At 44.4% G+C, this 23,502-nt stretch carries 31 protein-coding genes and 3 pseudogenes; 31 read left to right on the top strand and 3 right to left on the bottom strand.

Annotation, left to right across the window (positions count from 1 at the left end):
* The 10 genes and pseudogenes from ACGF63_RS05455 to ACGF63_RS05410 form a co-directional block, all read left to right on the top strand.
* A pseudogene (locus ACGF63_RS05455) lies at positions 1 to 186 on the top strand (ISAs1 family transposase); the annotation flags it as partial.
* A gap of 24 nt (positions 187 to 210) precedes the next feature.
* Positions 211 to 687 (top strand): annotated as a pseudogene (locus ACGF63_RS05450) (recombination protein NinG); the annotation flags it as partial.
* 187 nt (positions 688 to 874) lie between these two features.
* Entirely contained in the window at positions 875 to 1,273 is a 399-nt protein-coding gene (locus ACGF63_RS05445; RefSeq protein ID WP_387629325.1) for an antiterminator Q family protein, read from the top strand.
* A gap of 328 nt (positions 1,274 to 1,601) precedes the next feature.
* Positions 1,602 to 1,937 (top strand): phage holin, lambda family, encoded by a 336-nt coding sequence (locus ACGF63_RS05440; protein WP_387629322.1) that lies wholly within the window; start codon positions 1,602 to 1,604, stop codon positions 1,935 to 1,937.
* Complete coding sequence (locus tag ACGF63_RS05435; protein ID WP_387629340.1) at positions 1,930 to 2,331, top strand: structural protein; 402 nt, start codon at positions 1,930 to 1,932, stop codon at positions 2,329 to 2,331. The genes ACGF63_RS05440 and ACGF63_RS05435 overlap by 8 nt, the downstream gene beginning before the upstream one ends.
* A gap of 9 nt (positions 2,332 to 2,340) precedes the next feature.
* Positions 2,341 to 2,811: a lysis protein gene (locus tag ACGF63_RS05430; RefSeq protein ID WP_387629337.1), complete on the top strand. Its 471-nt coding sequence runs from the start codon at positions 2,341 to 2,343 to the stop codon at positions 2,809 to 2,811.
* The gene (locus ACGF63_RS05425; RefSeq protein ID WP_387629320.1) at positions 2,795 to 3,160 is read left to right on the top strand and encodes a hypothetical protein; all 366 of its coding nucleotides are present in this window, start codon (positions 2,795 to 2,797) and stop codon (positions 3,158 to 3,160) included. The genes ACGF63_RS05430 and ACGF63_RS05425 overlap by 17 nt, the downstream gene beginning before the upstream one ends.
* A gap of 232 nt (positions 3,161 to 3,392) precedes the next feature.
* Positions 3,393 to 3,983: a Rha family transcriptional regulator gene (locus ACGF63_RS05420; protein ID WP_387629318.1), complete on the top strand. Its 591-nt coding sequence runs from the start codon at positions 3,393 to 3,395 to the stop codon at positions 3,981 to 3,983.
* Positions 3,961 to 4,179 carry a hypothetical protein gene (locus ACGF63_RS05415; RefSeq protein WP_387629315.1) on the top strand — a complete coding sequence of 73 codons (219 nt, stop codon included), beginning with the start codon at positions 3,961 to 3,963 and terminating at the stop codon, positions 4,177 to 4,179. Before ACGF63_RS05420 ends, ACGF63_RS05415 begins: the two co-directional genes overlap by 23 nt.
* Before the next feature lie 2 nt (positions 4,180 to 4,181).
* On the top strand, positions 4,182 to 4,385 hold the full coding sequence (locus ACGF63_RS05410) for a hypothetical protein (RefSeq protein WP_132355780.1): 204 nt from the start codon (positions 4,182 to 4,184) through the stop codon (positions 4,383 to 4,385).
* Positions 4,386 to 4,536: 151 nt separating this feature from the next.
* Here the strand turns inward: ACGF63_RS05410 and ACGF63_RS05405 are convergent, their stop codons facing one another.
* Positions 4,537 to 5,037: a hypothetical protein gene (locus ACGF63_RS05405; protein WP_387629312.1), complete on the bottom strand. Its 501-nt coding sequence runs from the start codon at positions 5,035 to 5,037 to the stop codon at positions 4,537 to 4,539.
* Positions 5,038 to 5,192: 155 nt separating this feature from the next.
* On the opposite strand from ACGF63_RS05405, the gene ACGF63_RS05400 reads away from it, so the two are divergent.
* From ACGF63_RS05400 to ACGF63_RS05310, 19 genes are all read left to right on the top strand, one after another.
* Positions 5,193 to 5,852, top strand: coding sequence for a terminase small subunit (locus ACGF63_RS05400; protein WP_387629309.1), 660 nt, complete (start codon positions 5,193 to 5,195; stop codon positions 5,850 to 5,852).
* Positions 5,806 to 7,320, top strand: a complete 1,515-nt coding sequence (terL, locus tag ACGF63_RS05395) for a phage terminase large subunit (RefSeq protein ID WP_387629306.1) — start codon at positions 5,806 to 5,808, stop codon at positions 7,318 to 7,320. Before ACGF63_RS05400 ends, terL begins: the two co-directional genes overlap by 47 nt.
* Positions 7,304 to 8,686, top strand: coding sequence for a DUF1073 domain-containing protein (locus ACGF63_RS05390; RefSeq protein WP_387629303.1), 1,383 nt, complete (start codon positions 7,304 to 7,306; stop codon positions 8,684 to 8,686). The genes terL and ACGF63_RS05390 overlap by 17 nt, the downstream gene beginning before the upstream one ends.
* Positions 8,637 to 9,503 (top strand): phage head morphogenesis protein, encoded by an 867-nt coding sequence (locus ACGF63_RS05385; protein ID WP_387629300.1) that lies wholly within the window; start codon positions 8,637 to 8,639, stop codon positions 9,501 to 9,503. The genes ACGF63_RS05390 and ACGF63_RS05385 overlap by 50 nt, the downstream gene beginning before the upstream one ends.
* 37 nt (positions 9,504 to 9,540) lie before the next feature.
* Positions 9,541 to 10,710 carry a DUF2213 domain-containing protein gene (locus ACGF63_RS05380; RefSeq protein WP_387629297.1) on the top strand — a complete coding sequence of 390 codons (1,170 nt, stop codon included), beginning with the start codon at positions 9,541 to 9,543 and terminating at the stop codon, positions 10,708 to 10,710.
* Positions 10,710 to 11,231 carry a hypothetical protein gene (locus tag ACGF63_RS05375; RefSeq protein WP_387629294.1) on the top strand — a complete coding sequence of 174 codons (522 nt, stop codon included), beginning with the start codon at positions 10,710 to 10,712 and terminating at the stop codon, positions 11,229 to 11,231. The genes ACGF63_RS05380 and ACGF63_RS05375 overlap by 1 nt, the downstream gene beginning before the upstream one ends.
* Before the next feature lie 3 nt (positions 11,232 to 11,234).
* Entirely contained in the window at positions 11,235 to 12,170 is a 936-nt protein-coding gene (locus ACGF63_RS05370) for a DUF2184 domain-containing protein (protein WP_387629291.1), read from the top strand.
* Positions 12,170 to 12,514 carry a hypothetical protein gene (locus ACGF63_RS05365; RefSeq protein ID WP_387629289.1) on the top strand — a complete coding sequence of 115 codons (345 nt, stop codon included), beginning with the start codon at positions 12,170 to 12,172 and terminating at the stop codon, positions 12,512 to 12,514. Before ACGF63_RS05370 ends, ACGF63_RS05365 begins: the two co-directional genes overlap by 1 nt.
* On the top strand, positions 12,492 to 12,947 hold the full coding sequence (locus ACGF63_RS05360) for a DUF4054 domain-containing protein (protein WP_387629286.1): 456 nt from the start codon (positions 12,492 to 12,494) through the stop codon (positions 12,945 to 12,947). Before ACGF63_RS05365 ends, ACGF63_RS05360 begins: the two co-directional genes overlap by 23 nt.
* Complete coding sequence (locus tag ACGF63_RS05355; RefSeq protein WP_387629284.1) at positions 12,944 to 13,528, top strand: hypothetical protein; 585 nt, start codon at positions 12,944 to 12,946, stop codon at positions 13,526 to 13,528. Before ACGF63_RS05360 ends, ACGF63_RS05355 begins: the two co-directional genes overlap by 4 nt.
* 2 nt (positions 13,529 to 13,530) lie before the next feature.
* Entirely contained in the window at positions 13,531 to 13,950 is a 420-nt protein-coding gene (locus ACGF63_RS05350) for a hypothetical protein (protein WP_387629281.1), read from the top strand.
* Positions 13,950 to 14,477 (top strand): LIC_12616 family protein, encoded by a 528-nt coding sequence (locus ACGF63_RS05345; RefSeq protein ID WP_387629279.1) that lies wholly within the window; start codon positions 13,950 to 13,952, stop codon positions 14,475 to 14,477. Before ACGF63_RS05350 ends, ACGF63_RS05345 begins: the two co-directional genes overlap by 1 nt.
* Positions 14,478 to 14,485: 8 nt before the next feature.
* Positions 14,486 to 15,640 (top strand): DUF3383 family protein, encoded by a 1,155-nt coding sequence (locus ACGF63_RS05340; RefSeq protein ID WP_387629276.1) that lies wholly within the window; start codon positions 14,486 to 14,488, stop codon positions 15,638 to 15,640.
* A gap of 5 nt (positions 15,641 to 15,645) precedes the next feature.
* Positions 15,646 to 16,047: a hypothetical protein gene (locus ACGF63_RS05335; protein WP_387629274.1), complete on the top strand. Its 402-nt coding sequence runs from the start codon at positions 15,646 to 15,648 to the stop codon at positions 16,045 to 16,047.
* 3 nt (positions 16,048 to 16,050) lie between these two features.
* Entirely contained in the window at positions 16,051 to 16,434 is a 384-nt protein-coding gene (locus tag ACGF63_RS05330; protein ID WP_387629271.1) for a hypothetical protein, read from the top strand.
* A 345-nt stretch (positions 16,435 to 16,779) separates the two neighbouring features.
* Complete coding sequence (locus tag ACGF63_RS05325) at positions 16,780 to 17,535, top strand: KilA-N domain-containing protein (RefSeq protein ID WP_387629268.1); 756 nt, start codon at positions 16,780 to 16,782, stop codon at positions 17,533 to 17,535.
* Positions 17,536 to 17,720: 185 nt separating this feature from the next.
* Positions 17,721 to 17,873, top strand: a complete 153-nt coding sequence (locus ACGF63_RS05320; protein ID WP_036849486.1) for a Hok/Gef family protein — start codon at positions 17,721 to 17,723, stop codon at positions 17,871 to 17,873.
* A 143-nt stretch (positions 17,874 to 18,016) separates the two neighbouring features.
* Positions 18,017 to 21,175, top strand: a complete 3,159-nt coding sequence (locus ACGF63_RS05315) for a phage tail tape measure protein (protein WP_387629266.1) — start codon at positions 18,017 to 18,019, stop codon at positions 21,173 to 21,175.
* Between the two features lie 30 nt (positions 21,176 to 21,205).
* Positions 21,206 to 21,493 (top strand): hypothetical protein, encoded by a 288-nt coding sequence (locus ACGF63_RS05310; protein WP_387629263.1) that lies wholly within the window; start codon positions 21,206 to 21,208, stop codon positions 21,491 to 21,493.
* Positions 21,494 to 21,508: 15 nt separating this feature from the next.
* Here ACGF63_RS05310 and ACGF63_RS05305 read toward each other — a convergent pair whose 3' ends face one another.
* Positions 21,509 to 21,802, bottom strand: a complete 294-nt coding sequence (locus ACGF63_RS05305; RefSeq protein ID WP_387629261.1) for a hypothetical protein — start codon at positions 21,800 to 21,802, stop codon at positions 21,509 to 21,511.
* Positions 21,803 to 21,959: 157 nt separating this feature from the next.
* Positions 21,960 to 22,601, bottom strand: coding sequence for a hypothetical protein (locus ACGF63_RS05300; RefSeq protein ID WP_387629258.1), 642 nt, complete (start codon positions 22,599 to 22,601; stop codon positions 21,960 to 21,962).
* Positions 22,602 to 22,795: 194 nt separating this feature from the next.
* On the opposite strand from ACGF63_RS05300, the gene ACGF63_RS05295 reads away from it, so the two are divergent.
* Both ACGF63_RS05295 and ACGF63_RS05290 read left to right on the top strand, forming a co-directional pair.
* The gene (locus ACGF63_RS05295; RefSeq protein ID WP_132348413.1) at positions 22,796 to 23,176 is read left to right on the top strand and encodes a hypothetical protein; all 381 of its coding nucleotides are present in this window, start codon (positions 22,796 to 22,798) and stop codon (positions 23,174 to 23,176) included.
* A gap of 49 nt (positions 23,177 to 23,225) precedes the next feature.
* Positions 23,226 to 23,420: pseudogene (locus ACGF63_RS05290) on the top strand (DNA translocase FtsK); the annotation flags it as partial.
* Positions 23,421 to 23,502 lie beyond the last annotated feature (82 nt).

Here is a 23,502-nt window from a genome sequence, read left to right as displayed (position 1 = left end):
GACGTCATCTTTCGGGAAGATGCTATCTCGCTTAAAGATCCTGATGGTGCAGCACAAATGGCTCTTTTTAATCGAATAGCATTAAATGTGATTAAACAAAATACGAGTATAAAAGATAGTCAAGCAGCGAAACGTCGAAGAGCGACTTGGTCAGGAGAATTTCGTAGCCAGCTTATCTTTGATTAAATTAAATACAAAGTGGAATCCCGCCCTGGGGAAAAAGCAGAGCAGGCACTTAAAAAGAAACAGCAACAAGAACTAACAGAACAGAAAGATAAACTCAAAGCCCGTCAATTAGCAGTCAAACCCCTCTCATATTTCAGAAATCAGGCACAGCAGGCATTCAATGCATTTATCAGAGAAAGAGATAAAGACCTTCCATGTATTAGCTGTGGGAGGTTTCATAAGGGACAATATCAAGCAGGGCATTATCGAACAACTAAGGCTCATCCAGAGCTGAGATTTAATGAAGACAATACTCATAAACAATGCTCGGCATGTAATAACTATTTATCGGGAAATATAGTTAATTATAAACCCAGATTGATTGAGAAAATTGGGCAAGAGAGGTTTGATGCTTTAATGATACAAAGGCCGCTAATGAAATGGCGGCGTGAAGATTACGAACGTATTTGTGATGAGTATCGGGCAAAGCTCAGGAGCTTAAGCAATGACAATCTTCACTGACATATCAGCCGCAATTAATGAAGCGAGATTTAAATATGAAGAGACTGGCAGAACATTTACTGTTGTTCAATGTAATAACGGGGAAATGAAAGTTTTATCAGACAGATGGGTAAAGACGAAAAGCAATATCAAGGCAATGTATTCAACAAAACACGATAAGCATCATTCAGTTCTCCAGGGGTAAATAATGCGTGACATTCAATTAGTTTTAGAGCGTTGGGGAGCATGGGCTGGTGAGGGAAACAGTGACATTGACTGGTCGCCAATCGCGGCAGGGTTTAAGGGACTAATTCCCAGTACTAGAAAGACTCGCGCCCAGTGTTGTGATGATGATGGGGTTGCTATTGATGCCGCAATTACTCGATTGAGGAAATATAATCCTTATTACTTCCAATTAATCATCATGCACTATGTCAAGGTATTTCCTTTCAGGGCGATGGGAGGAAAGCTAGGAATATCCCATAATGAAGTAGCAAAACGATTACAGGCAGCAGAGGGATTTATTGAGGGGTGTTTGGCGATAGCTAATATTAAATTAGAAATAGATGAAGTAACTCAAAAAGAAAATATTTATCAGTTTGCATAAATAAGGGTTGTGTAATTACAAAAGTCGCTATATTGTGATAAGAGTGATAGCTATGTCACACAGCTTATTGAATTCCAAGCCTCGTTCATTGCGGGGTTTTTTTCATTTTCGCCGCCGCAACGTCTCAACACTCCAACTCTGTTGCGGTTGGCACCAATTCCAGGTCACATTTCGATGTGGCCTTTTTTATAATCAACTTCCGTTTTTTTCCCCTCATTTGAGGGGTGAAAACAAGAAGTGGCGATAGTTTATTAACCCAATTAACAACAACTCACAGGGGCGGACACAGCTCACCCCACGGATTCCCATTTTCCAGATGGGGTGGAATATGAAACTCATGGACAAGCAACCAGACATTTGGATGCAGCTATGGTTATGGCTGCTATCAGTCAAAGAGCAAGGTATCGGTGCGGCACTGGCCGGTTTAATGGCTTATCTCAGGGGTAGATATAACGGGGGTAAGTTCTGGAAGACGATCATTGACGCAATGATGTGTGCATTAATCGCGTGGTTCATTCGTGACTTGCTGGTCTTCTTAAATATGAGCACGGATTTGGCTTACATCGGCAGCGTCATTATTGGTTATCTCGGTACCGACTTTTTTGGTCAGTTGATGCGTGGGACTTTACGTAATAAGGCGGGGGTATCTGATGCAAATCAGTAGAGGCATACGAAACAATAACCCTGGAAATATCCGTTGGGGTGATAACTGGCAAGGTCTGGTACCTGAATCACAGCGTACCGATAAATCTTTTTGCCAGTTTGTCAGCCCTGAATACGGTATTCGGGCCATGATTAAAGTCATTCGGAATTATAACCGGAAATACGGGATCAATACTGTCAGCGGCATTATTTCACGATGGGCGCCCTCTAATGAAAATAATACTGATGCCTATATTAACCGGGTATGTAAAGACACCGATGTTACCTGCGACCAGGTTGTTGATGTCTTCGATAAGACATTTATGGCAAAGCTGATTAAGGCCATTATTACCGTAGAGAATGGCAGTCAGCCCTATAACAACGAGGTCATTGATAAAGCCTTTTCACTTTTATAGGGCGATATGATGAAGCTTAACTCACACGGTTACACCTTCGTTGCACTGGTTCTTGTCTCGTTGGTGGCGCATCACTATTACGGTAAGTACACCCAACAGCTTGATATGACAGTCCGGCTACAGAGCGAGTTGCTGGCGCAACAGAATGAAATCGTCAGTCAGCAGGAGAGGATAAAGTTCCTGTCTGAACTGGATAATCAATATACAAAGGAACTTGCTCATGCCAAATCTGAAATTGATGCTCTTCGTGGTGATGTTGCCGCTGGTCGTAAGCGGTTGCGTATCGCGGCAACCTGTAATCAAAGCGAAGCCGGTTCCTCCGGCAGCATGGGCGATGCAACCAGCGTCGAACTCACTGGAGAAGCTGGATCAACTGTTCTCGATATCCGAGAAGGCATCATCAATGACCAGGCAAAATTAAGGTATTTGCAGGATTACGTGAATACTGAATGCAGAGGAAACAATGGAAAACACAGATAAAGTATTAGCCGAGCTGATTGGCAAGGCGTTATCAGGTATGGATGGCTTAATTGGTTTTGGTAAAGCTCAGTTGCCCGCAGTTATAGAGCAATTAATGCTTTGGCAGCTCTGGGTAAATGGCTTGTTATTTATCTTGTTTCTGGTTCTGGCTCTGGCTCTATTGGCTTGTTATATATGGAAGAGAGCGATAGATAGTGTTATTTACAATGAAGGTTTTGTGTACCTTCTCCTTTTTGGCGCTGTTTGTGTACTTGGATTTATCTCTCTACGCTGTGGGCTAACTACTATTAAACTCATTGTAGCCCCCAAGGTCTGGTTAATTGAATATGCTGCATCACTCATTAAGTAGTGCCTTGCCACCTCGGAGCAAATGATACTGGGGTCGCAGGACTACATCAAAACCCAGTGTCAGTAACAGCCCAGTCAATCTGGGTTTTTTTCTATCCGAATGTCACCGCGCACCGCAGCGCAATTCACACCGAACCGTTTAGAAATGAGCCTTTGAGGAAGCCAGTATAGCTGGCGAGCTTCGGTGGCTGGTTTCCTATGCGGCAAAGGCTTATCTCTAAAGGTATACGCAAATGAACGCATTAACTTTCAAAACACATTCGTCTGTAACCGAAGCGCCAACCATGACCAGTCTTGAAATTGTTGATTACATCAACGCCGAAAGAAAAGCCAAAGCGGAAGCGGAGGGAATGGGTTTTCCGTGCAAAAACTACAGGAAGCTTGAGCATCGTAGTTTTATGAAAAAAGTCCCAAAAGTTCTTGGGGAGGCAGGTGAAAAATTTTTTTCAGTTGATACTTTCATAAATGGCACAGGCGGGGAAGTTGAAAGAGATATTTACCGATTCTTCAAACGTGAATCCTGTTTGATGGCAATGAGCTATAGCTATGAGTTACAGGCTCAAATATTCGATCACATGACTGAACTTGAGGTTAAATCTGGATTTGGGTTTACCATCCAGCAACTGCAACACATGCTTGTTCTGGCAAAAAGGGCCTCTGATGAAGATTCATCCGATGCAGGCCGCAGACTAAGAAAGCGACAAGATGACCTAGTTACCCTCAATAAAGCTGAAAAGCTGATCGGTGATATCAGTCAGATGGCTCTCGGTTTGGTTGGGGGAGGCGCAAAGGAGGTTGCACATGAACCACGAACAATTTATTGAGAAGAACATCCAGGCCGAGTTAACCAAGCTCGGCTTTTCTTCATCTATTTCAGGAATGGCAAGTGACAAAGCGGTAGATCACTATCGAAGAGCTTCATCAGCAAGTCGTAAGGGCAAGATGTACGATGACTGCTTACACATAGCTAAAGCGTGGGCGAGTAAATATTCAACAGAAAAACCGAAAGTTAAGAGGTAGGTATGAGCGAAAATACTAAAGTTTTCAGATATCAGTTAGGCCAAGCAGTCAAAATCAACATCAGCATCGAAGTGGGCGAGATCAAAGGTCGTGCTGAATATATCAATCACATCAATAACTATTGGATCAGCTACAGGGCCTCTGATGGTCGAGCGGCTGAGGCATGGTTTGACGAAGATGAGATTTCACCAGCTGATGCAGATTGAATAGCTAATACAGAGCATTCTACTGACAGAGTGCTCGATAGTAGTTATTCAATCTTGAGCGGTATTTAAAATGCCGGGGATTTATTAAACCGAGAAGCAGAAAATTCTGATTATGCAACTATTTCTGACATGGAAACAGTTGCAACAGGACTTAACGACGCTTATCTATGGTTAGCTCTAAAGGAAATTGATATTGAGAGTGGCATTTATGACAAATAAGGTACGACACGCCAAAATCGGACTTCTTATATTGAAGTATCGACTTCATGCTAGAGTTATAACAGTTAGTACAAAGATAATGCGTCTGCTGATTAGAATCACTAGAAACCTTGAGTCGGTAAACCACGGTCGTTTTCATGGGGTGAAAAAGTTCATAATTAAGTTTTTCTCGTTTCCACTGATCACGATTGTTAGCTTCTTGTTCAAGCTCAATGATTCGGTTCTTTGCAGCCATCAGAAGTTCTTGAAGTGATATCTGTTGTTGCTGAACATCTCCGAGCTTATCCAGTAAATCATAAGTTTTTTCTTTTACTTCATAATCTATATGCATTTTCTGGATATCGCGAACAGCACCAACGACACTACTGATAGCACCACCCGTACTGGATAGAGCACCTGTAATTCTGGCTAAAAAACCTTTTTCTTCGGACATTTTCAAATAACTCATTCAATTGTAGGGGTGAGTTAATTCTAGATGATTTCTCGTTGTAGGGGTACAACAGAACCACCTCGCCTGATGTGGTGAAAAGCGGGCATAGAATTCAACCCGGTCGCTTCGGCGGCCTTTTTTTATTTTAAGGGAAAGAGATGGCACAAAAGAAAGTCACGCTCACAGACGAGCAGAAGATTCTTTTCGATGCCTTAACGAAACTACAACAGAAGTTTGCATTGGGTATCTTAAAGGGACTGAATCAAACAGATGCTTATCGTAAAGCCGGTGGCAAAGCCAAAACAAATGAATCAGCCAGAGCATCCGCATCTGAAATCTTAACAAATCTTAACGTCAAAACCTTTCTCGACGCAATGAACGCCGAAGCCATCTCAGATGCCGTTATGAGTCGCCAAGAAGCATTAGAACGACTATCAGCAATGGGCCGTGTCTCTATCCATGATATCGCAGAGTTTCGTAACTGTCTGATTGGTGAAGACGAAGACGGCAAGCCGGTATTTCAGGCTTCATGGCAATTCAAGGATTCAGCACTACAGGACCCCGCCGCATTGAGTGCAATCTCAGAACTTACAACAGGCAAAGACGGCATCAAACTGAAACTCCACGATCCGAAGGCTGCTATCAAGCAATTGAGTGAGCTACAGGGGTGGGAGGCGCCGAAGAAGACTGAACTGACTGGCAAGGATGGCGGGCCGATACAGATTGACTTAACTGATGAACAACTTGATGAGAGATTAAAGGAGATAGGTCATGGCCGTCGCTCATCACAACTCGATGAGAAACTTACAGACTCTTGAGGCATATCGGCGTCGAGCAATAGAACAAGCCAGATCATCGCTGATGGATTTCACGCTCTATACAAATCCACGGTATGAAGCGGGCTGGTTTAATGAGCTGCTTTGTTTAGAGCTCGATCAGTTTCTGAGTGATGTCGAGAACGGCAGGATGCCGCGCTTAATGATATTTGCCCCGCCGCGTTCGGGAAAGAGCGAACTGGCTTCGCGACGCCTGCCCGCTTATGCACTCGGAAAGCATCCGGACTGGCACATTATTTCATGCTCATACTCGTCTGATCTCGCTAATCGCATGTCACGAGATACTCAGCGCATTATTGATACAGAAAAATATCATGATGTGTTTCCAGATACGCGACTGAATGGGACGAATATCAGGACACTGGCGGGTGGGGCGATTCGTACCGCTGAACTGTGGGAAGTGTTAGATACTAAAGGTCAATTGCACGGCGGTTCTTATCGTGCCGCGGGGGTTAACGGTGGTATTACCGGGCAAGGGATGAACATCGGTATTATCGATGACCCAGCCAAAGATTACAAAACAGCCTCATCGCCCGTCTATCAAGAATCAGTCATGGACTGGTATGACACCACATTCTTTACTCGCGCAGATCCGAAGTTAAACGGCATTGTAATTATTCTGACGCGCTGGCATCAGAATGACCTCGCGGGGCAACTTCTTAAATTAGCTGAGGAAGGCGGCGAAAAGTGGCGTGTCGTCAGCTTCCCAATGGAAGCCGAGAAGGAAGAAATTCACGAGCTGAACGGCAAAACCTACAACTTAAGAAAGCCTGGTGAAATTCTGTTTCCTGAGCGCATGCCCCGCGATTTCGTCGATAAATGCAAACAGAGAGGCTCGCTGGTCTGGAATGCGCTCTATCAGCAACGCCCGACAGCAAAAGGCGGCGGCTTAATCAAATCAGAGTGGTTCAAAGAGTACGCAGTATTACCTCCGTTGAAATGGCGGGTTATCTACGCTGATACAGCCCAGAAAATCAAGGAAGTCAATGACTATTCTGTATTTGAACATTGGGGACTGGGCATGGATGGACGCCTGTATTTAATCGACCTGATACGCGGTAAATGGGAAGCAGATGAATTGAAGCGCCGCTCCGTAGCATTCTGGCATAAGTCAAAATCTAGGGATAAGAGTCCGTTACGGCACATGGCGGTAGAGGATAAATCATCGGGAACGGGTTTGATACAAAGCATTCGCAAAGATGCCACCTGCCCAATCAAGGCTATCCAACGCAACAAGGATAAATTTACGCGCCTCATGGATACACAGGGGTGGATTGAATCTGGATATATTTACATCCCCGCAAAAGCAGAGTGGGTGAATGACTTTCTCGTCGAAATGGAAGGAATCAACACTGAATTTAATACCCACGATGACCAACTCGATCCGATGATGGACGCCATAGAAAACGAATTAATTAACGGGACTATCAGCTATGACCAATGGGCCTAATTTAGATTTTGGCGGCAAACCGCGCATTCGTCTGACGGCTGATGGCATCACGAATGTTATGACAGGAATGGGTACAGATCGCGACAGACGCATGTACAACCGTTTCATGTTCGGGATGATGCAGGATTTTGTGGAACTGGAAGCCGCTTACACTGAAAATTGGATAGCCCGCTCAATTGTTGATATTCCAGTTGATGATGCAACAAGAGAATGGCGGTCATTTTCATCTGATGATGCTACAGCTATTCGCAATGCTGAAAATTTATTCAATGTTCAAGGTGTGACACAAGAGGCGTTTAAATGGGCCGGAGTTTATGGCGGTGCTGGTGTATTGCTAATAACAGATCAGCCCTTTGATAAGCCACTAGAATTAAACAGAATAAAAAAAGGTTCGCTTAAGCGTCTGTTAGTACTCGATCGTATGTTTATCAACGGCCAGCAATACAACGTAACTAACCCTTTATCGGAAAATTATATGCAGCCCGATTATTACGTAGTCAATGGCGGGAGTCAGCAAATTCACTACAGTCATTTTATCAGAGCACCCGGAGCCGCATTGCCCATGCGCTTACGTATGATCAATGGCGGGTGGGATGACAGCCGATTGCGGCGTTGCATGGAAGATGTGAAAGATGCCGCATCTGCGAAAGGGGGTATCGCTTCGCTGATCCAGGAGGCCAACATTGACACGATTAATCGTGATGGTTTGTCTACTGAATTATCATCTGGCGATATGGATGAGGCAATAGCAAAACGTTATAACACATTCGGCATGATGAAGTCCCTGTTTAGAATTGCATTACTGGACTCCGGCGAAGTGCTGGACAGGAAGCAAATCTCATTCGGTGGGTTGGCTGAGGTCTTGTATGTATTGATGGAATGGACATCTGGTGCTACCGGTATCCCGATGACACGATTATTCGGCATTCAAGCTAAAGGACTGGGTGATTCTGGACAGGGGGACCAGAATAATTATTTCAATACCATTCGTGGTGAGCAAGAAGCCAAATATCGTCCATTTCTGAAAAAAATTGATGAGGTACTGATTCGTTCAACTCTGGGCACCTATCCCGATGGGCTGGATTTCGCATTTGCCCCACTTACACAACCGTCTGATACAGAGATATCAACGCAAAGGCTCGCTGATGCGCAAGCTGATGATATTCGTTTAAATCAGCAAGTGGTCAGGCGGTCACAGGTTGCAAGAAAACTGATGGAGCAGGGAGTCTATGGTATTGAAGAGGAAGATATTACCCGACTTGCTGATGACGAAGAAGCTGAATTCGCCGGTGATTATCAATTCAAGCTTGGAGACCTTGCAGGATCTGATAAAGAAAACACCGGTCAGGCGCAGGGCATCAATTAGACCCATTAAACCGTCTGATGAAACTGAGCGCTATTACCGTGTTCAACTACGTGAAATTGTCAGACAGATGGCGCAAGCAGTCGATGAGACGCTAACGCCAGTTCTGCGCCGTAATTACACGGCTGATAGTTATCTTACTGACATCATCAAAGAAGCACTTCGACAAGCCGCAGAATTGTTTTTTAGTTCATCATTTGGTCAACAAATTAATCGATTAGCTCAACGGGTAGTAAGTCGGGCAGAATCAGAGAGTTCAGAGGCGTTTGTTGAACAAATTAACCGGGCTATTGGTATTGACATGACCGGATTAATGGTCAATGAGTCGCTTGTTGATTATTTCGATGCATCGGTTGAGAGTAATGTTGCTTTAATCAAATCGCTGTCATCAGATTATTTTGATGATATTCAGCGTGAAGTAATGGACGGCATTTTACGCGGCGACTCATTAACTGACATGGTTCGTAACATCCAGTCAGTGACCGGCGCGACGTATCAAAGAGCCCGTTTAATAGCCAGTGACCAGACGTTAAAAATCCATAGCGACATTACACGCAAACGCCAGCAGTCAGCCGGTATTGATCGTTTCCGCTGGGATACCTCGCAAGATGTAAGAGTGTCTGGTAATCCGGCAGGTAAATATCCGAATGCTAAAATCAAATGCTTCATGATAGCCCGCGCTGATGTTGGACATGGCCGGGGAGTTTATCTTTGGTCACGCGGGGCGAGCTATGCAGGTGAAACAGGGCTATTCCCCGGCAGGGCACATATTAAATGTCGTTGCAATGGTATCCCATTAATTAAAGGTCTTGATTACTAATTTAGGATGAATCATGCGGATCACTGTAATAGACCGCGTGTCCTACCCCGTTACTTCTCAGCGTGAAATCACTCCTGAGGGCTACTTAAAAGTCCCCGGGCGGGCTGCTCGCGTCGGTGTTCAGCAGTATTTGGCGTCTGAGCTGGGATTAACGGACAGGTCACCCGGTCAAATTGTTAATGTTTACCGTCCACCGGAAGAGGTGTTTTCGCCGGACAGTTTGGAAAGTTATGACAATGTGGATGTCACTGTTGATCACCCTAACGATTTGGTGGACTCAACCACGTTCAAGGAAGTGACAGCGGGACATGCGACCTCACCGGGAAAGCAGGACGGCGATTATGTTGTTGTTGATTTGCTAATTAAAGACCAGTACGCCATCGACACTATCAATAAAGGAAAGGGGGAGTTGTCGGCAGGCTACACCTCAGAATATGAAGAATTATCAGGTGTTGCACCGGATGGAATCCCCTACGAATTTATTCAACGCAATATCTCAATCAATCACATAGCGTTATGTGACCAGGCAAGGGCTGGGAACTTGGCGCGTTTATTTGACCAAAAACCAACGGGAGTAAAACCCATGTTTAAAGTTGTATTGGACTCAGGCGTCCGCGTGGAAGTAGCTGATGAAGCGACTCAGCAGTTAATCCAAACCACGATTGACCAACTGAAAAAACGTGTGAAAGACGCTGAGGAAGAAAAGGAAAAGGCAGAAGCCGCAAAGGATGAAGCCGAAGAGAAAAAAGAAGAAGCTGAGGCCAAGGCTGATGCTAAGGACGAAGAAATTGAGGAATTGAAGGAAAAAACCTCAGAGGACTCTATCTCTAAGCGCATCTCTGAATTGGTGTCGGCGCGTGATGCGGCGGTAAAGATTGCAGGTACAGAATTTACCTGTGATTCCACTGACCCGCTCAAAATCAAACGGGCGGCGCTGGATAAGGCCGGTATCAAATGCCGCAAATACGATAACTGGGACAAAGCCCCAGACACTTATGTTTCTGCTTATTTTGATGCAGAAGAAGAGCGTCGGGAAAATGAAGATGACGAAGAGACCGAGGAAGAAAAACAACAGGCTAATGATTCGCTGAGAAATTTTAGCCGTGATATGCGCAAGACAAAGACAACTGACGCCCAGTCTGTGCGCGATAGTGCGCGTCAAGAGTGGATGGATAAACGTTATGGTAAACAACCGGAGAAAAAATAATGGCTATTGCTCAAAGCGATTTTACGCTGTTTCGCGGTAAGGCGTATGAAGGACAGGTTTCAACGATTGATGTTTATGAGGCGGTCTCTCGCCGCGTTGAAACTGGCTTGATCCCATTTGGCCGTGCTGTAGTGCGCGGTACTAAAGAGCGTTCATGTGCCCCGGTCTCTGCAACAACCACAGCCGATCAAGTTATCGGGTTCACTATTCGCACACTGGCGGAATTTAGTAACAGCATGTCGACAAACCCGCCAAATTATTCAGTGGGCTATGACGTCAATCATATCGCGTCTGTGCTACATCGTGGGCCAATGAAGGTACTTTGTGTTAACGGTGCCGAAGCGGGACAAGTGGTCAGTGTCATTTTGAAAGAAGGCGCAGATCAAGGCCGTCTGACTACGGGAATGGGAGCCGGTCTACTGGTGTTAAACCAAGTGAAGTGGGTAGATAGCGTAAAAGCCGGTGGAATGGGTGAAATTCGCGTTGATGGCATTCTGAATGTCGATGTAGAAGGGAAATAATTCATGAAAAGAAGTGTTTTTGACGTCAGCCCTACGGCTGCATTATCTTTTTTGGTTCAGCAAGCGGCGTATATTGAATCAGAAATTTATCGTATGGAATACCCGCAGTTCAAATACAATACGCTGTTACCCCTTGATGACAGCGCCCCGGACTGGGTAAAAGTCGTGGCTTTCCGCTCGATAGATGCACGCGGTGAATTGCAAGTCTTTGGACCCAATTCTACTGATGTACCGACTGTAGACATTGCGATGAGTCAGGGCTTTCAAGAGATCAAAATGGCGGCGTTGGGTTATACCTATACGCTGGAGGAAATCGGTTTCGCCATGCAGAACAATGTCAGTCTTGACGCCGAACGCGGGCAAGCTGTGCGTGATGTTGTAGAGCAGGGTCTGAACAAGATCTATCTGCTTGGGCATGATGATATTGGCGAAGGTCTTTACACCAGCAAAAATGTGTCAACAGAGGCAGCAAAAGCCACACTTCAGGCATTAGTTGCTGATATCCCAACTAAGGGAACGCAGCAAATTATTGACTTCTTCGGTGCGGCTTATAGCCAGGTATATTTAGACAATACTTTGACAGTTCATCGCCCAAATACTTTTTTGCTACCACCTGAACAATTTCAGTTGCTGATGCGTACGCTGTTATCAACACAGAACGCATCAAATGTTACATTGCTTGAGTTTTTGCGCACCAATTTCCGGGATATGGATTTTGATGATGACATCCTGCTGAAAGGGATAGGTACAGGCAGTAAGGATCGCATGGCTGTGTACAAAAAGGATCGACGTGTTGTTAAAGGCCATGATGTGATGCCGATGCGCTTTCTTGCCCCTGCAACCGCCGACAACATCAACTTCAAAGTTCCTGCGCTTTTGCGTACCGGTGGTACGGAATGGCGCATTCCTAAAGCCGGGCACTATGTTGATGGGGTGTAATGATGAACGAGTTAACTAACTTGCACACGTCTCCGCTAACAGTGACAGATGCAAGTGGTAAACGTGTCACGATAGCGGTCGGTCATTCTGTTCTTGTAGAGGGTAATTTCGTCGATCACTTATTTCATCAGGCTGGAATGATGCGTGTAGAGATATTGGATATCCCTGGCGCTGATACTGATGACAAAGATATTGGCGCACTGCGTGAAGAGTATGAAACTTTAATGGGTAAGAAAGCACCGTCAGCAGCAAAAGCCGCAGCGTTGCAGAAAGCCATTGCTGAAAAACGAGAAGAGATAGAGCAAGCGTCACGGTCAGAAAATGCCGATAACCCGTCAGATTGACGGGTTTTTACTTTCAGGGGGTACAGTGGATATTACAGCGCAAATCGTGGCGGATTTTCGGAAATATTACCCGGAATTCAGTGACGTAACATTGTGGTCGGATAGCAATGTCATGCAAGCACTGGAGGAAGGGGATTCAGAAACGGGTAAACGTTGGTTGAAATATAATGCCCGCCCTGCGTCTATTAAAAAGCGGGGTATGTTTGCCTTTGCAGCTCATCAGTTGGTGATGCGCAAGCGTGCTATAGCTGGAGATGTTGGGGCGGCTTATGCCATTTCATCCAAATCGGTTGGTGATGAATCCACCTCGTTTGCTGTTCCTTCTGTCACATCTGATGATCTCATTATTAATGGCAACCTTCCGCTAACTTCTTACGGCCTTGAATTCCTTCGCTTAAGGCGTCGTGCGGGAACCGGGGGGATGATGATATGAAGCTGAATGCAGAAGTCCGGGGCGGAAATAAACTGGCGCAGAAGTTGCGCCAAATCCATGATCGAGTGACATCTAAACGGCGGGTGCTGGTGGGATTACCCGCTGGTTCTGGTGAACAGGATGGTACGCCTTTAGTTGTGATTGGTGCTGCTCATGAATTTGGTGCGACTATTCAACATCCGGGCGGTACGAGTTACGGATATAAGGATGAAGAATCTGCCAGGGATGGGAGAGTTCGTTTTTTGAAAAATGGGCAAGGATTACGTCAAATTGGCGTCACTGGGCCTCACACAATCAACATTCCTGAACGCTCATTTCTTCGTGTCCCGCTTCGGCAGAACCAGGGCAACATCAAGAAAGCTTTTATGAAACTGACCAAACAAGTCACTCGCGGAGATATTACTGCATTCCAGATGTTAGATCAGATTGGTGCAAAAGCGGCTGGGTATTGCAAAGAAGCCATTTCAGCCGGTATTGAACCAGCAAACGCAGAATCAACAGTGAGAGCCAAAGGTTCATCAACTCCATTGATCGATCAAGGAATTTTACGTGCTGCTATCACCCATGTTGTCGAGGATTAATCATGTTCGGCAATGGCTTAGATATGCAGGGGCATATTGATTCAACATTCAATTCTCCTGTTGCTGGTGGTGTGAGGCTTATCCGTGCCGCAAAGGGTAATTACACCGGGCCGGGCGGGACATGGCAGGAAGGAGAGCCTGAAATAATCACACTCACTCTTGTTAACGTTCAGCCCGCGTCGTGGAAGGATATTCAAACTTTAATCGGCATGGGAGGGACATCAAACCCACAAGATGTACGTTCGGTGCATATCAATGACGGTGTTAATTACCTCTGGTCTGATGATGAAGGAAAATTCAGCGATATGTTGGAATTTAGCGACGGATTGGCAATGCGCAAATGGCGCGTTCTGTCTTGTGACAATCGACCGTGGCGTAATTTTTGCCGTGCGGTTGTTGAACGGTATCGGGGGACGGGATAATGGAAACCCTGGAAGAATTACATAGCATATTTCAATCACTATTAAGAATGGCTTCCGGTGTTGAGACGGTGATTTTGGCCGATCAAGGCAGAGCGCCGCCAAAGTCATTATATGTCACCTATAAACCTATTCCTATCCGCGCATACGGGCAAACAAGACGTAAACGGGCATTTATACCGGCTGTTGAGGAGTTTGAACCATCATTAGGAAATAACTGGCAAGATTTGCAAGAAGTTGCTTATACATCAATGGAATTCATTGTGTCAGTGAATTTTCTCAATGAAGGTGCGGATAGTGCGATCATGCGGTTGCATAACGCCAATTTCCAGACTCCGGTCAGCGAATTCTTATATCGCAACAAAATAGCCTGGCGCTACGTGAGTCATTGCCGAAATTTGACAGGAATATTGCAGGCTGGCATCCAACCCCGCTGGCAAGCAGACATTCATCTGTTTATCGAACAAACCGTATCCTACTCCCTGTTGCGGGCGGCTGGATTCAAAATTGAAATTAATGATGAGAGGTAAGAATTCTCATGTCTTATTCTGTAGACAATATTATTCCTGTCAATCTGCTACTTACCCCCGCAGGGCTTGGGTACGCAGATTTTTCAAGTGCGCTGATATTTGCCGATGCAACGGATTTAGTTGATAAGGTTAAATTCGAAGCGGGCACATTTCGCGATTACAGTTCAACGTCAGGTATTGCGGCAGATTTTAAAACTGACAGTGATATTTATCGTATTGCCACCCGCTATTTTGCCAATATTCCGAAACCCCCGCAGATTACCGTGTGGATGAAAACCCCGACCGAATCGCTGGTGGAAAACATGAATAGTGCGGCAGATGCATTATGGCGATATCACTACTTCTTTAAAAATGCTGATGTTACCAAAGAGTCGGTGATTGAAATCGCTGACTGGGCAGATGCAAACGGTCATCCGGTCTGGTTAACGTTCACTGATGACGGGATCGTTGACCCGAATATTAAAGATGACGTGATATCAGTACTAAAAAGCAAAGGTAACAGGCATGTGTTTGCCGGTTATAAATCCCCGTCATCAGTGAAGACAGACCCGACACAGGCGTATGCCATGATCCAGCTAGCCGCGGCATTTCATAAATTCCGTCCAGCAGGCATTAACACCGCTATTACCGGAGAGTTTCAGGTGTTGCCTGGCGTGATTGGTGATGATTTAAAAACCAGTGCATATAACGCATTGAAAGCCAAAAATAGTGTCTTTTTTACCCAAATTGAATTAACAGGTCAGACAGATAACAGCCGGGTAATTAACAGTAAATCCATGTCGTCATACGGCGAGTTCATTGATGATGTTGTCAATCTGGATGTACTGAAAAACTATATTCAAGTGGATGGTTATAACTACATTGCCGGAGCGGGTTCTAAACGAGCATTAACACCACGCGATTATGCCGGGCTACTGACAATCATTACAGACACGTGTAAGCGATTCTATAACAACGGTGTACTAGGCGCGGGTTCATATATTGATCCCGACGAGGGTAAAACGAAAGTGGCGCAGTTTGGTTTTGTACTCCGTTCTAAGCCCGAAGACGTACTCAATTTGACATCAGCGCAGCGAAAACAACGTCAATATCCTCCTACTTCTCTTCTTGTCATTCTGGCCCGCGCCGGTCATGTGGCTGAAATTAATATCAACGTGGAGTAACACTTATGATGAACAGATACGGCGCAGATGGCGCTAATCTGACTGTATTCGGCATCCCCATTGATGATTTTGGTGATACCGACCCGCCGATCACGATTGAAGACCTTGAGCCGCGAGCAACTTTAAAACGGGGTATTGGTAAAACATCAGTACGTCTTGATAACCCAACCCGGCCTAAACGTCTGACGATAAATTTAATTCCCGGCTCCGAACAAGCCCGTCAAATCATTGCCGTAGAAAAAACCAAGGTAGATGCCACATTCTCGTTTTTTCAAACAGGAACGGCGGAAACCATTCTTGGATTTGATGGAATTTTAGTTAATCGGGGCTCGACAACCCGCGCCGGTAAAACCGGTGTCAGTGATGAACAATTTATATTCGAATTTGCAGATTCAGAGGAAACCTAATTCATGGGCAGAAAAATTGAAGTTGACGTTAACGGCACGATTTTTAGCGGCGCAACAGCATCAGCGAAAGATCAGCTTGAAATGCTACAAATCGCAGCCAAAGCGGGGATATTGCCAGCCTTGAGTGACGGTTCTACAGAAATGGGATTGGCTGTCAGTCTGGCTACGGCAGACGCCTCTTCACTGAACAGGCTAAAAGAGCTTTGTATTAAGAATGGCAATATTGTTCGTGATGCTGACACAGTACCTGTTGCTGAAAACCTTTTCCAGGATGAAGTACAGAATTACCTGGTGTTACTGGGTAAAGTGCTGAGGGAGAATGTTGGCCCTTTCTGGAAGCTCAGCGCAGGGAGCGAAAACGGCGCAGAAGCGGAACAGCGACATTAAACCCCATTATCAATTGGTTTCTCTGGCGTCCCTGCACGGGGGCCGGTGATGCCTGTCCGCCGCTCGCTAAATGGTCTGACATGTTGGATGGCACGTATACGATTGATGATGTACACGCAATGCATGCCGTAATGGATGATTTAGTCGATAGCATGGAACGCGCACTCAATAACCACACCTAACACCCTGGCATTCGCCGGGGTTTTTTATGTGCTTCACACGCACGAATCGATAAAACCCAGAACCTTTTCACAAATGCACCCTTGAGGACTGCCAGTGGTTGGCTGCCTTCTGGGGCTGGTATTCCTGTGTGACAAGGGTTCATTTTTGAACAGGTAATAAGCCATGAATAATATTTTCCCAATGGAGTATGAAAAACAATTGTTCCCATTCAGTAATGAATGTTGGGCTAATGCAACTATGGCAGCCAAACACTTTGGCAAGCTGACCAAGGACTGGCTGAAATTAGATTCAACTAAGGATTACATTAGAGAAGTTGGTCAAGAGCTTGATATTGAAGCGTATAATTTTAAAGAGGAGATTTCTCCTCTTTTAGTTAACGTAGAAAAAGGGCGTTACGGTGGTACCTGGATTCACCCTGAGTTGGTCATTGAGTTTGCTCGTTGGCTCTCTCCTAAATTTGCCAGGGCATGTGATAGACATATTAAAAATATGTTGATATCACAGAATCGAACACTGACCGAAGATCAGATCATCAATCTGCTCACCTATCAAGAGCCAACGACATGGGAAAAGCGGTTCCAAGAGCCTTATTATCAGGCATTATCGAGAATGACAGGCTTACCTTACTTTGGTCACGTAGGTGGCACCCCATCACTGTTTGGTGCGATCACTTCTAAGTGGGTATACCAAGTTGTATTGCCGGATGTTGTTTATACCGAAGCGAAAGAGACAGCTAAAGACAGCAAAGAGAAAATCCATCAATATCTTAAGCCAGAAGCATTAAAGCTGGTGGAAGAGCAATTGAAGGCCGTAACAATGCTGGCAAATGGCTGTGTTGACTACAAAGATTTTGAGGCTCGTTGTGTGTCAGCATTCGGAGTAAAAGGACAGTTAAAACTGATTTATCCAGCAGCATGATTAATATGGATATATATATTTCACTTTGGTATATTTTGGGCGGGCGCTTGAGACTATCTGTCTCTGGCGTGCTGGAGCGGATAGAAGAAAGCCCCAAATGATCTTTCAATCAATTTGAGGCCCATCTAATGCTTCGCAACATAAGATTAGCCTCTTACACGCCGAAAGGCAAGGAGACGCTAACCATGAAACAGCAAAAAGCGGTACTTATCGCTATTATCGTTATCTGTATTGCCGCTTTAGCGGCTGTGCTGGTCACGAGGAAGGACCTCTGTGAGGTTCGCATCCGAAGCGGCCAAACGGAGGTTGCTGTTTTCATGGATTACGAACCCAAGTAAGAGCAACGGCGGGGAGTAATCCCCGCCATCTCTTGTTGTTGAGCATGGCTCTCAAGCGCCCTATCACTGCTATTAATTGCTATCTCGTCGTTTCATTCATTTCTAAGCCGCTTAAGTGCGGTTTTTTTACATTTGAGGCCAGCATGTCTGATATAGCAACGATTTCCCTCGGGGTTAACACCGCTGACTTGGAACGCGGAAATCAGGAACTAAACAAATTTCAATCCGTTGCTGAAAAAGCAAGCAAAGCATCCTCTGGGTTTAATGACCAGGTTAAAAGCGGAACAAACTCACAAAGAATATCCGCAAAGGCATTAAAAGCACAAAAGGATGAGTTGGAAAAGCTTATTAATAAAATTAGTCCGGCAACGGCGGCTCTTAACAAATTAGATGAGACTCAGCGGCGTCTTGATTGGTTATGGAAAAAGGGAGGTGTTCCTGATGATGATTATAAAGATTACCAAAAAATATTAGCATCGACAGAAATCCGGCTTGGTCGATTTTCCCAGGCTGAAACAGAAGCGGGCAAAGCAGCTCTGATTAATGCAGATAAATTAAGTAAAGCCCGTAGTGATTTAGCTCAGAAGCTTCACGAGCAAGTTTTCTTGTACGGTGCTTCAAAATCCCAGATGCTGGAGTATAAAGCCGCACAGTTGGGTATATCGAAGGAAATGACCCCTTTGATAACCCAAATCAAGAGACAGGAAGAGGCGGAAAGGAGAGCGGCAGAACAAAAGAAAGCCGCAGAAATAGCATCAAGGGGACTAAAGAGAGCGTTAGCAGAACAAGCACAAGAGGAGCGGGCTGCAACAACGGCAGCGGAAAGAGCGCACAGAGAAAGACAGGCATTTCTTGCAAAGCTAAGAGATGAAGTAGCAACGCAAAACATGAGCCGTCAGGAGCTATTAAAGTATCGCGCCGCTCAACTTAATGTTAGTTCTTCTGCTGATATTTATATTAAAAAACTATCGAAAGTCGGTAATGCAACACATGACTTTAGCCTGAAAACCGCCGCAGCCCGTAAAGAACTTGGGGTGATGATCGGTGAGCTGGCGCGCGGGAATTTCGGGGCCTTGCGTGGCTCTAGTATTACACTGGCTAACCGTTCTGGGTTAATTGATCAATTAATGTCGTTGCGTGGCGCTGCTTTGCTTGGTGTTGCTGGAGCCATTACAGCGATTGGCATAGCTGCATATAAGGGATCGGAGGAATTTACTGAATACAACAAGCAGCTAATTTTGACGGGTAACTATGCGGGCAAGACAGCATCACAACTCAATCAATTAGCTCGCTCCATGTCTGGTAACGGCATCACTCAAGGCGACATGGCTGGAGTTCTAGCGAAAGTCGTGGGTTCTGGCTCGTTCACTGGCGGCACGGTTGAAATGGTTGCTAATACTGCTGCGAAAATGGAGAAAGCCGTAGGGCAATCGGTCGATGAAACAGTTAAGCAGTTCCAGCGTTTGCAAGATTCTCCAACTAAAGCATCAGAAGAGCTAAATAAGTCCCTGCATTACCTTACATCGTCTCAATATGAATATATTGCCTCACTTGAGCGCAGAGGCGATAAAGAGTTAGCTGGAAAATATGCTATTGAAGTTTACGGGCAAAGCCAACAACAAGTGGCGGAGAAAGTAGCTAATAGCATGGGGTTAATTGAGAGAACAGCTAAAGCTGGTAAAAAGTACTTATCTGAATTCTGGGATGCTGCTTTTGATATTGGCAGGGAGTGTACAAGTGGTGATGAACTTAATAGTGTTAACAAGCGCATTAATGAGCTAAAGGATAAATCACGACCTGGTATTTTTGGGGTGGGGAATATCGGTGATGGCGGAGCAGCCGGAAGAGAGTTAGCGGCACTTGAGGAACGAAAAAAGATACTTGAATTTGTCATCAGTTCTCAAGATGGGTACTCTGAATCGCAAAACAAAGCCAGAAAAGCTGATGAAGCCAGAACCCAGTCATTAATATATCAGAATGATATTTTAAAAGAGGCTGCGACGTGGCAACAAAAAAGAGCATTGGCACTAAAAGAGCTTTGGAGAGAAGTAGCTAAAGCCCCTGATAAGTGGAGTGGTGAGCAGCGCAAGATAGCCGTTGATACCATTAATAAACGATATGAGAAACCAAAAGAGAAAGGATATAACATATCAGCGGGCACGCAGGCGCAAGAGGCAGCAAGCAGGGAGTTATTGATTTTACAGTCTCAATTAAAGGTTCTGGAAGATCACAAATCAGTAAACGATGTTATCAGTACTCAGCGTCAGCAATTGCTTGAAGAGCAAGCAAAATTTTCAATATTAGAGCAAGCGGCTAAAACACGGAAATTGAAAGAAGATGAAAAATCACTTCTTTTGAGTAAGGAAGCTATTCTTGCTGAAAAAGAAAAGCTGGCAAATATAGGCGATCAGATTGAAAAGCAAAAGCAACTCAATTCGATGAGAGATACGGCCGCTAAATTCATAGATCAGCAGGAAGCGGCCACTAATTCAATATTGAGTAGTGCGGGCGTTAGCGATAGGGAAGGGCAGAGAAATAGGGAAAGAGAGCAGCTTAAATTATCTTCCAAAAATCCCGATTTCGATAATATGAAAGCCGCGCAGGAAGAACGCTACAAACAAGAGGATGAACTTCGTGGTAATTGGGAATTAGGCTTTAAGAAAGGATTTGCTGATTATCAGGATACGGCAACTAACGTTTACGGCAACGTAGCTAGCATTGCTCAAAATTCATTTGTTGGTATGGGGAATGTGTTTAGCGATTTTCTGACAACAGGCAAAGCTGGATTCAAAGACTTTGCAACATCGGTCCTTAAGCAGATAACCCAGATGCTCGTATTTAAGTCGATAGAGATGGGTGCTAGCGCTTTGGGTTTTTCTCTTCCTGGAAAATCAGAGGGTGGTTACACAGGTCCCGGTGGGAAGTTCGAGCCGAGAGGCATTGTTCACGGTGGAGAGTTTGTATTCACAAAAGAGGCAACAAATCGTATTGGTGTTGGCAATCTGTACTCTATGATGCACAGTGCACAAGGATATGCTAGCGGTGGTTATGTCGGTGGTGCTCAAGCACCAAGCAGTCAAGTATTACAGCCAGCGCTACGTTACGGTATGGCTCCGGCTGGTGGGCTTACGGTGCAAACCAGTGTTTATATTGATGGAAGTTCTCAACAGAAAGGCGCTGATACAGGTTCTATTGATATGTCCGGTATTACAAAGCAAATCAACGGTGCGATAGATAAAGCAATAACAGTGCAACTAACTAAAACTGGTTCCCCATTGTGGAATGCTATTAATAGGCGTTAACTAAATCATTTTTATATTATGAGGTGATGTATGAATATTGAAGTTTCTATGCCGTATAAATCAAATAGATTTGACCAAGCTAAACTTGCGTTGGCAAAAGAGGGACAGGCCAGTATCAGAGGATCTATAGTTGATACTTTGGTGGCTAAAATTGTCGTTTCTGGTGTCAGCGATGTACATGGTGTGAAAGTGTCGTTTGACTATTCAGAGGATTTCGTGACGGATGAAATAACTCTGAAAGAATTCAATGATCGGGCGATGGTTTTTGCTGAGAAGACAATGAGGTCCTTAAGAGTTCCCGAAATTAGCGCGGATTAGTTCCGCGCTACATCTTTAGAAGTCATCAAGCTTATCAAAGACTTCCTTCGCTTTAGCGCTCAAAAGGTAAGCGTACTCTGCAATTGCATCGTCTTTTGGCCCACGTTTGGTTTTGTCGTGTCCGAATATTTTGTCGAGCGATTGTATATTATATTTAAAGAACTTTTCAGGGTTTTTAGACGTTTTGGCAATCACTGCCAGATAATACGGAAGTACTGTATCAATAATATCTTTGTGTTCCCAAAGTTCAGGGATCACTACTTCAAGTTGTTCGTTGATGGGTTTGAAGAAGTCTAGTGATTTTGACATATACTTTCCTTTTATAGAGGTAATCAGCCACCCCTCTATTGTGGTTAAGATTTGGCCGAACACTTAACTTAACCTAAACTATCATTTATTGAATCCTGATATTTAGACAGGCCAGCCCAATGCTGGCTTTTTCTTTGGAGTTAACAAAATGACTAAATTAGATAGCTTTATACAGAGGTTCAGCCCTCCCGGAAAACATCTCGAAGTTCAGCCTTTTGAGAGTTTCGAACAGACCGTTAAACGCAGTGTTAAGCGACAACCAAGTATCATCGATCCCATCCCCGTAAGCTTGGAAATAGATACAGAAACGGTAACCCTTGAGCTTGTCTCCGGCTGGTGTGATGTAGTCCGTTACGAGAGGAGCGATCCGGAAGGAACCTTTACGGAAATTGGGCCGTTCTATTTGAAGATAAAGAGATAATTTGTCGTAAACCCAACCTATTGTATCTTTGGAGGTATTTAATTCATATTCTCTGATAAAAAATTCGAATCGACCTGTTATCTCATGGGAGCACGAAAAAAGCTTGGCTCGGACATTTTGGATTGGTTCTCCTGACAGCAAGCAATCAGTGCTTTCAAGACAACTATCATTGCTGTTTATCCACTTAAGCATGGAGTAGAAGGTTTGTACTGCTGGCTGATCTGAATATGGGTAAAAATCTTCTAGACTGGTTTCAATTAATTCAGGATTCTGCCTTAAATCATAGTATTGTCCATCACGAATAGCGTTTTCGGTTTTATTCCACGGTTGAGTTCTTCTTCCTGATTCAGTGACTTCAAATGAAGATACAACAAGCATATAAAATCCTTATTGATGATCAGCTATCAGCTAATGTATGGAAAGATAATTCAGCATAAATGCTTAACTAAAATAACGGTACCCTGATATCCGATCAGCCTGACGATAAACCCAGATCACATAGACGTGATTTTGCGTTGATTTGCGAACGATAAAGGTTAAACTCTCATCACTTAAATGAAATGAGGTGTGTGATGAGAAAGTTATTTGTTATTTGTGCTGGTTTGGTGATGTTGACGGGGTGTAGTCCAACAGAGGGTGATGCAATTAGCAAAGCTAAACAATCTGTTCAAGATAATCTTAAAGATCCAAATTCAGCAGAGTTTTCTGATGTTATATTTTACCCTGATGCTATTCATGCGGATGATGTAATTCAGGGGTATGTTTGTGGGCTGGTTAACGCAAAAAATAGCCTTGGGGGTTATTCTGGCAATAAACGCTTTGCAGTTAGAGTGTCACTAGGAAGAGGGAGAGATGTAATTAATAACCCGGTAATTCTTGGTGAAAATGTAGCTGACAATGTAAAAGAAATGCAGAAAGAGGCATATAAAAAAGCTTGTACTGAAAATAAGTAAGAAAAATCCCGAAAATTTCGAATAAGGTTAAGCAATAATGTGGAACTTTGATGATTCTTACGATCCTTTAATTAAGAAAGCAATCTTGTATGTTTTGGATTCGCGCAGGGTTTCTATATCAGGAGTACAGAGGCAGTTTAGGATAGGATATAACCGCGCAGCAAGAATTGTTGAACAGATGGAATACTTAGGTGTAGTAACTACCCCAGGAGTAAATGGAAATAGAGAAGTATTAGGGCCGCCAGTTGATATTCGTCCGTATGATGAAAAATCAGATGAAGTGAAAATATCGACGTTTGAACATGAGCGTATGCTTGAAGCAATAA

The sequence above is a fragment of the Photorhabdus sp. RM322S genome (genome assembly GCF_042879395.1).
GTDB lineage: Bacteria > Pseudomonadota > Gammaproteobacteria > Enterobacterales > Enterobacteriaceae > Photorhabdus > Photorhabdus khanii.
The sequence above is the reverse complement of the archived record's forward strand: the minus strand, read 5'-3'. Positions and strand labels throughout refer to the sequence as shown.